This window comes from Arthrobacter castelli DSM 16402, from assembly GCF_000430705.1.
GTDB classification, from domain to species: Bacteria; Actinomycetota; Actinomycetes; order Actinomycetales; family Micrococcaceae; genus Arthrobacter_C; species Arthrobacter_C castelli.
Window position 1 is genome coordinate 1 of record NZ_AUMN01000042.1, and the last position, 7,507, is coordinate 7,507.

Consider the following 7,507-nt stretch of genomic DNA (forward strand, 5'->3'; position numbering starts at 1 on the left):
CACTAGGGCGTGTCTGACAATGAGTCCAGGGGCCGGCTGGCACCTTGGAAGGCATGTCCCGGTTCCACATCCTCTCTGATGCTCAGTGGGAGCTGATCGCCCCGATGCTGCCTACTCGCACGGGCCGGCAGGGCAGGTCGTTCTCGGATGCGCGGATGATGGTCGAGGCCATCATCTACCGGTACCGGTGCGGGATCGCCTGGCGCGATCTGCCCAAGGTCTTCGGTCCGTGGCAGACCGTGTGGACCTGGCATCGACGCATGGCCGAAGAAGGCACCTGGGACACGGTGCTGGCAACACTGACCGCCGCCGCGGACGCGGAAGGCTTGATCGACTGGTCGGTGGCGGTGGACTCCACGATCGCCCGGGCACATCAGCACGCCACGAACACCACCCGCCACACAGGGGGATGGATCGAACTACAAGAATCCGCGTGAAGAGCCGGCCGATCACGGCATCGGACGTTCTCGCGGCGGGCTGAGCACGAAGATCCATCAGCTCGTCGACGGTGAAGGGCTGCCACTGGTCAGCCTGATCACCCCTGGCCAAGCAGGAGACTCGCCCATGCTGCTGCCGCTGCTGGAACAGCTGCGTGTGACCCGGCCGGCAGGTCGGCCCCACACCCGCCCGGACGCGGTCCTGGGCGACAAGGCGTACTCATCACGGGCGATCCGCACCCATCTGCGCACTCGTGGCATCAAGACCGTGATCCCCGAGCCGGCGGACCAACAGGGCCACCGGAAACGCCGGGGCTCCCACGATGGGCGGCCCGTGGGCCTCGACGCGGCCGCCTACAAAGGGCCGCAACGTCATCGAGCGCCAGTACGCCCAACTCAAGCAGTGGCGCGGGCTGGCAACCCGGTACGACAAGTACTCCACCGTCTACTCACCGAGCGCGGTGAGGTCTTCCGTGCCGGGGTGAAGGTCGCCGCACTGGACCCCTTCCAGGGCTACAAGAGCTCGATCGATGACAAGCTCGAGGACGCCGTCGCGGTCCTGGACGCCTTCCACGTAGTCAAACTCGGCACCGCTGCCGTCGATGAATGCCGGCGCCGGATCCAGCAGGAAACCCTGGGCCACCGAGGCCGCAAGGGCGACCCGCTCTACGGGATCCAGAACCTCCTGCGCGCCGGCTCCGAGAAACTCACCGAGAAGCAATGGGAACGCTTCGAAACGGCGATCGCTGCCAACGAGGACGCACATCTGCCCGTCTATATCGCGTGGTCCTGCGCCCAGCAGCTCCGCTCCGCGTACCGCCACCCCAACACTGGTGAGGGACGCAAGATCGCCGAGCAGATCCTCGATTCGTTCCCGAGCTGCCCAATCCCCGAAATCGCCCGCCTCGGACGCACGTTGAAACGGTGGCGGGAAGCGTTCCTGGCCTACTTCGACACCGACCGCTCCAACAACGGCGGCACAGAAGCCGTGAACGGACTCATCGAACTTCACCGCCGAGTCGCCCGAGGATTCCGCAACCGCCACAACTACCGACTTCGCATGCTCCTCATCGGCGGCGGACCCACCCACCCCCACCTCAAGTAAGAAGAGCCCGTTTATGCGGTGAGGCTGCTCAGCTTGGCGATCAGCACGTCGGCTGCTTCGGCCGATGACTGGGGGTTCTGGCCGGTAATCAGCAGACCGTCCGCAATGACATACGACTCCCAATCGCTGCGCTTGGAGTAGTCCCCACCGAGCTTGATCAGTTCGTCCTCAACGAGGAAGGGCACGATGTCGGTCAACTGCACTCCCTCCTCCTCCGAGTTGGTAAACCCGGTGACCTTCAGCCCTTTCACGAGGGGGGTGCCGTCCTCGTTGCGGACGTGACGCAGGACGCCGGGAGCGTGGCAGACCAGGGCGACCGGCTTCCCTGAGCGGAGCGTCGATTCGATCAGACGGATCGAGTCCTGGTCCTCGGCAAGGTCCCACAGTGGGCCGTGACCACCGGGATAGAAGATGCCGTCGAAATCACCGGCGGTGACCGTGTCCAGCCGCACTGTGTTGGCGAGGGCCTGCTGCGCCGAGGCATCGGCTTCGAAGCGGTGCGTGTCCGTGGTCTGGGAATCTGGTTCGTTGCTCTTCGGATCCAGAGGTGGCTGCCCACCCTTGGGGGAAGCCAGGGTGATGTCCGCGCCAGCCTCGATGAGGCGGTAGTACGGTGCGGCGAGTTCCTCGAGCCAGAAACCGGTCTTCTTACCGGTGTCGCCGAGCTGATCGTGTGATGTGAGAACCATGAGAATTTTCATGATGATTTTCCTTTAGTAGACCGGTCGGCTATAGACGACGATAAAACTTGTGCTGCCGGTGAGGCACAAGAAACTTTCTATGCGTGAAGTATCTGGCTGCTCAATGTGAGTGCGTTATCCATCGGGGCTGGGGTCCGCTGAATCTTCGCCATAACACTGGATCCGAGCCACAAGTTGTACAGAGTCTGCGCGGTGACCGGCACGGAACTCTTCAATGACATGGACCCGTCGCCGAGGCCGGCCTCAAGAATCGTTTCGAGGCGCCCGGTGATTGCTGTCGTGCCGTGTTCGAGTGCGACCCGGAGTGGTTCGGAGAGGTCGGCGATTTCGGCACCGAGCTTTACCGCAAGACATCTGCCCTCGCAGTCGTCCAGGCTTTGGGTCGCCCGCCAGGTTCTCCAGTAGTCCATCAACCGTTCGGCTGCGGGGACATCCGGGCGGGCAAACATGGCGTCCATGTCAGCGAGGTACTCGTTGAAGTACCTGGCGAGCATGGCCTCCCCGAATGCCTCCTTGGAGTTGAAGTAGTAGTAGAAGGAGCCCTTGGGCACACCAGCAGCAGTCAGGATCTCGGTGAGACCCACAGCAGACCAACCCTTGTGTGCAATCGTGCGCTGACCAGCATTCAGAATGCTCTGACGACTGTCCGTCTTCGACTCCATGCTGCAACCATACGCACTAGTTGACCAGTCGTCTAGTCGACGGCTACAGTTGCTTTCGAACGATGCAATAGATGCTGTATGCCGCCGTTATGACAGCCAGAAACATGAAGAGCACGAATACCCACCGTCCGCGCGGATCAGCCTTGCTCGCCATAGGACGGAGCGCACTCAGACAGACACGCTCCGTCCTCACCGTCGGCAGGGCGCATGAGCAAGCCACCGGTGAGGACGAAAGGATCGCGCCGCTTGCATCCGCAGATCGTGATCCCGTAGCGGATCAGATCCGACTCGAACGTCCCTGGTCGATGTGCGCCCCTCACGGGGTGATGAACTGAGATCTGGACGACCATTCACCGGCAGGAGACCCTTTGACCGACGAACCAACCAATCCTCGCGTTGCCACCAGCCTGGGCCTGCTCCAGCAGGAGCTTGCCGGAGCGGTGGACGGCCTGCAGGACGACCAGCTCGCCGCACTCGTGACCGAGATCCGGCAGGCCGGTCGCGTCTTCGTGGCCGGTGGCGGACGCAGCGGCCTCGCTCTTCGAATGCACGCCATGCGCCTCATGCATCTCGGCCTGACCGTTCACGTGGTGGGCGAGACGACGACGCCGGCGATTGCCCGAGGCGATCTCCTGATCGTCGCCTCGGGATCTGGGACGACGCCTGGGGCGGTTGCCGCCGCCGGAACCGCACGGGACGTCGGTGCCCGCGTCGCAGCCCTGACCACCGACGGCGCTTCGGATCTCGCGGACCTGGCCCACGTGATCGTGGTGGTCCCCGCGGCGCAGAAGACGGACCACGGCGGCACCGCGTCCCGGCAGTACTCCGGCAGCCTCTTCGAGCAGGCGCTGCTCATGGTGCTCGACGCCATCTTCCACACCCTGTGGCAGGCCGACGGCACACCGGCCGAAGACCTCTGGCCCCGGCACGCGAACCTCGAGTAGCGCGCTCCCCCCTCTTTCCCATCCCCAGCAATCGAAGGACACATCATGAAACTACAACTCGCCATGGACGTACTGACCCTCGAAGCCGCACTGGAGCTCTCCGGCAAGGTGGCCGAGTACGTCGACATCATCGAACTCGGCACCCCGCTGGTAAAGAACGCCGGCCTCTCCGCCGTCACCGCCATCAAGCAAGCCCACCCGGACAAGATCGTCTTCGCGGACCTGAAGACGATGGACGCCGGCGAACTTGAAGCAGACATCGCGTTCAAGGCCGGCGCCGATCTCGTGACGGTGCTCGGCGTCGCCGACAACTCCACCATCACCGGAGCCATCAAGGCCGGTAAGGCGCACGGCAAGGGCGTCGTCGTCGACCTCATCGGCGTGGAGGACAAGGCTGCCCGCGCCAAGGAGGTCACCGAACTCGGCGCCACGTTCGTCGAGATGCACTCCGGACTCGACGAGCAGGCCCAGGAGGGCTACGACCTCAACGCCCTGCTGACCGCCGGCAAGGAATCCGGCGTCTCCTTCTCCGTGGCCGGCGGCGTGAAGCTCGCCACCATCAAGGACGTGCAGGCATCTGGCGCGGACGTCGCCGTCATCGGCGGCGGCATCTACAGCGCAGACGATCCCGCGCAGGCCGCGAAAGAACTCCGCGACGCCATCAGCTGAGCCGCCAGTTCCACGAGTATCAGCGAAGGCCGGTCCGGAAGGGCCGGCCATCCTCGTCGGATCGCCCGCCAGGATCTTACGGTTCGTCACCGACTGAACTGTCCGACCGACAGGAACAGAGAGAACATGCTCGATGCGTGCACAGTAAGATCACCGTCGCCATCGTGATCCCGAGTTCGGTCACTCGGAGCCGCATCGCGGAGAACTTCGGTGTGTTCGACCCGCTCAGCTTCGGCCCCGATATCCCCGAAGCCTGACCCGCACGTCCACCATCCACAGCACCGTCCCTCATAGGAGAACCATGCGCACCGTCAACGCCATCGCGGCACCGTCCGCCACCGAACCGCTGATCAGGACCACCATCGAGCGCCGCGACGTCGGTCCGAAGGACGTCATGATCGACATCGCCTACTCCGGCGTCTGCCATTCCGACATCCACACCGTCCGCGGCGAGTGGGGCGACATCCAGTACCCGCAGGTCGTCGGCCACGAGATCGTCGGCACCGTGAGCGAAGTCGGCGCCGAGGTCACCAAGCACAAGGTCGGCGACCGCGTCGGCGTGGGCTGCATGGTCAACTCCTGCGGCGAGTGCGAGTACTGCGTGCGCGGCGACGAGCAGTACTGCGCTGAAGGCAACGTCCAGACGTACGGCGGCGTCGATCCCGCTGACGGCACCATCACCCAGGGCGGCTACTCGCAGGCCGTCGTGGTCACCGAAGACTTCGTGCTCCGCGTCCCCGAGAGCCTGGACTTCGAGAAGGTCGCCCCGCTGCTCTGCGCCGGGATCACGCTCTACTCGCCGCTGCACCACTGGAAGGCAGGGCCGGACACGAAGGTGGCCATCGTGGGCCTCGGCGGTCTCGGTCACATGGGCGTGAAGATCGCCGCTGCCCTCGGCGCCGAGGTCACGGTGCTCTCGCAGACGACCTCCAAGAAGGAGGACTCCCTGCGGTTCGGCGCGAAGGCCCACTACGCGACGAAGGAGCCGGAGACCTTCACGGAGCTCGCGAACTCGTTCGATCTCATCATCAACACGGTTTCGGCGAAGGTGGACATGGGTGCCTATCTCGGCCTCCTCAAGGTCGATGGCACCCTCGTGAACGTAGGGGCTCCTTCCGAGCCGCTCGGTGTCCCCGCGTTCGCTCTCATCCCGGGCCGCCGCAGCTGGGCAGGTTCGATGATCGGCGGAATCCGCGAGACGCAGGAGATGCTCGACTTCTGCGCTGAGCACGGCATCCACCCCGAGACCGAGCTCATCGGCGCCGACGACATCAACGACGCCTATGAGCGTGTGCTGGCCTCCGATGTCCGCTACCGCTTCGTCATCGACGCCGCCACCTTCGCCTGACCCGTACGAAACATGAACAGGCCACCCCTACCGTGCCCGGTAGGGGTGGCCTGTTCCGTACTGACCCCTTCGGGTCCGTAACGCGGCTCATCCCAATCCAGGGTGTAGTCGGGGTCTGAACCCGCCGGTCTCGAGCAGGCTCCTGGCGATGTAGTTGGTCAGGTTGCGGAAGCCCAGAGCCGAGCCGCGGAGATGCTCGAGGCGTCCGTTCATGGCCTCGGTCGGGCCGTTGCTGGTGCCGGGGCGGTCGAAGTAGGCCAGCACGTCCTCGGCCCGCTTCGTCAACGTTCGCCCGAGCGTGCGGAGCTCGATGAGAGGGGTCGGGACGCCGGCGGTGACGGACTCGATCAGCTTGGTCATGAGCTGCTTGCCGCGGCTGCGGTCGGGCTCTCGGTAGGCGCCGATCATGCGCTGGTAGATGCCCCAGGTGGCCTCGACCTGGACGTGGTCCTCGACTCCGAACAGCGCCGTGAGCCGCTGGCGCTGCCGGTCGGTGAGCAGGTCGTGGCCGGTGTGCAGGGTCCGGCGGGCCCGGTAGAGCGGGTCGTCCTTGCGGCCGCGGTGACCATGCAGGTCCTGCTGGACCCGACGCCGGCAACGGTCCAGCGCGTCGCCCGCGAGACGGACCACGTGGAACGGATCCATCACCGCCACGGCCTCGGGCAGCTCTTCGGTGGTGGCTGTCTTGAAGCCGGTGAACCCGTCCATGGCGGCTACCTCCAGGCCGTCGCGCCAGGCCTTCGGACGCTCGGCGAGCCAGGTCTTGAACGCCTGCTTGGAGCGGCCCTCGACCATGGCCAGCAGCCGCGACGGGCCCGTCCTGTCGCGCACGGGCGTGAGGTCGATGACGACGGTCACGAACTTGTCGCCGCGGCGGGTATGTCGCCAGACGTGCTCATCGACGCCAATGACAGCGACGCCGTCAAAGCGGTCGGGTATGTCGATGAGGACCCGCTGGCCTTCGGCGAGGACGGCGTCGTTGGCGGTGTCCCAGGACACTGCAAGTGCCTCGGCGAGGCGGGCGACGGTGAGGTGCTGGCAGACCAGCCCAACCAGGGCCCAGCGCAGCGCGGTCCGGGACAGCTTGGTGCGCGGTTCGGCGGCGCGGCTGGTGTCTTGGCGCCAGACGTGGCCGCAGCCGGTGCACCTGTAGCGGCGGATCGTGATCAATAGCGTCGTGGGGCGCCAGCCCAACAGCTCGTGCGCCAACCGTCGGGTCACGCTGTCCCGCGGGCTGCCTTCGCATCCGTACAACCAGAGATGCCAAGCACCTACATCTAAGCACTCTTAGCAACGGGGCGACAGGGGGGTGTCCCTATGTTCTTCGTCAAGGGGTTGGGCTTGGGTTTTTCGAGAATGCGCGGCATGGCGTTTTGGGCAGGGGTTAGCGGCCGGCGGCGTGGTGCTCGCCGGCTGTGGGGCTGGTCTGGTCAGGCTGCCTTGATGGTCGGTGTGTCGTAGAGGGCGCCGTCGCGGAGCATGGCGAAGAGGACGTCGCAGCGGCGGCGGGCCAGGGCGATGAGGGCTTGGTTGTGGCGTTTACCTTCGGCGCGTTTGCGGTCGTAATAGGCCCGGGACTGGTCGTGCTTGAGGGCGGCGAAGGCGGAGAGGAACAGGGCTCGTTTGAGGACTTTATTGCCC

The 7,507-nt window shown here is 65.3% G+C and carries 5 protein-coding genes and 4 pseudogenes; 5 read left to right on the top strand and 4 right to left on the bottom strand.

Features of this window, described 5'->3' with window-relative positions; all coding sequences use genetic code 11:
* The first annotated feature begins 53 nt into the window (after positions 1–53).
* Both H535_RS29260 and H535_RS27220 read left to right on the top strand, forming a co-directional pair.
* Positions 54–922, top strand: a pseudogene (locus H535_RS29260) (IS5 family transposase).
* Positions 886–1,542, top strand: a pseudogene (locus H535_RS27220) (ISL3 family transposase); the annotation flags it as partial. The pseudogenes H535_RS29260 and H535_RS27220, both read left to right, overlap by 37 nt.
* Positions 1,543–1,553: 11 nt before the next feature.
* On the opposite strand, the gene H535_RS0121470 reads toward H535_RS27220, so the two are convergent.
* Both H535_RS0121470 and H535_RS0121475 read right to left on the bottom strand, forming a co-directional pair.
* Complete coding sequence (locus H535_RS0121470) at positions 1,554–2,243, bottom strand: type 1 glutamine amidotransferase domain-containing protein (RefSeq protein ID WP_026821161.1); 690 nt, start codon at positions 2,241–2,243, stop codon at positions 1,554–1,556.
* A gap of 77 nt (positions 2,244–2,320) precedes the next feature.
* Positions 2,321–2,905 (bottom strand): TetR/AcrR family transcriptional regulator, encoded by a 585-nt coding sequence (locus H535_RS0121475; protein WP_026821162.1) that lies wholly within the window; start codon positions 2,903–2,905, stop codon positions 2,321–2,323.
* A 413-nt stretch (positions 2,906–3,318) separates the two neighbouring features.
* Here H535_RS0121475 and hxlB point away from each other — a divergent pair, with 413 nt between their 5' ends.
* The 3 genes from hxlB to H535_RS0121500 all read left to right on the top strand — a co-directional run bounded on the left by hxlB (position 3,319) and on the right by H535_RS0121500 (position 5,866).
* The gene (hxlB, locus tag H535_RS0121485; RefSeq protein ID WP_413228309.1) at positions 3,319–3,849 is read left to right on the top strand and encodes a 6-phospho-3-hexuloisomerase; all 531 of its coding nucleotides are present in this window, start codon (positions 3,319–3,321) and stop codon (positions 3,847–3,849) included.
* A 45-nt stretch (positions 3,850–3,894) separates the two neighbouring features.
* Positions 3,895–4,518, top strand: a complete 624-nt coding sequence (gene hxlA, locus H535_RS0121490) for a 3-hexulose-6-phosphate synthase (RefSeq protein WP_026821164.1) — start codon at positions 3,895–3,897, stop codon at positions 4,516–4,518.
* Positions 4,519–4,819: 301 nt separating this feature from the next.
* Positions 4,820–5,866 (top strand): NAD(P)-dependent alcohol dehydrogenase, encoded by a 1,047-nt coding sequence (locus H535_RS0121500; protein WP_026821165.1) that lies wholly within the window; start codon positions 4,820–4,822, stop codon positions 5,864–5,866.
* Between the two features lie 87 nt (positions 5,867–5,953).
* On the opposite strand, the pseudogene H535_RS27225 reads toward H535_RS0121500, so the two are convergent.
* Together H535_RS27225 and H535_RS0121510 are read right to left on the bottom strand one after the other, a co-directional pair.
* A pseudogene (locus H535_RS27225) lies at positions 5,954–7,114 on the bottom strand (ISL3 family transposase); the annotation flags it as partial.
* A 182-nt stretch (positions 7,115–7,296) separates the two neighbouring features.
* Positions 7,297–7,507 (bottom strand): annotated as a pseudogene (locus H535_RS0121510) (IS110 family transposase); the annotation flags it as partial.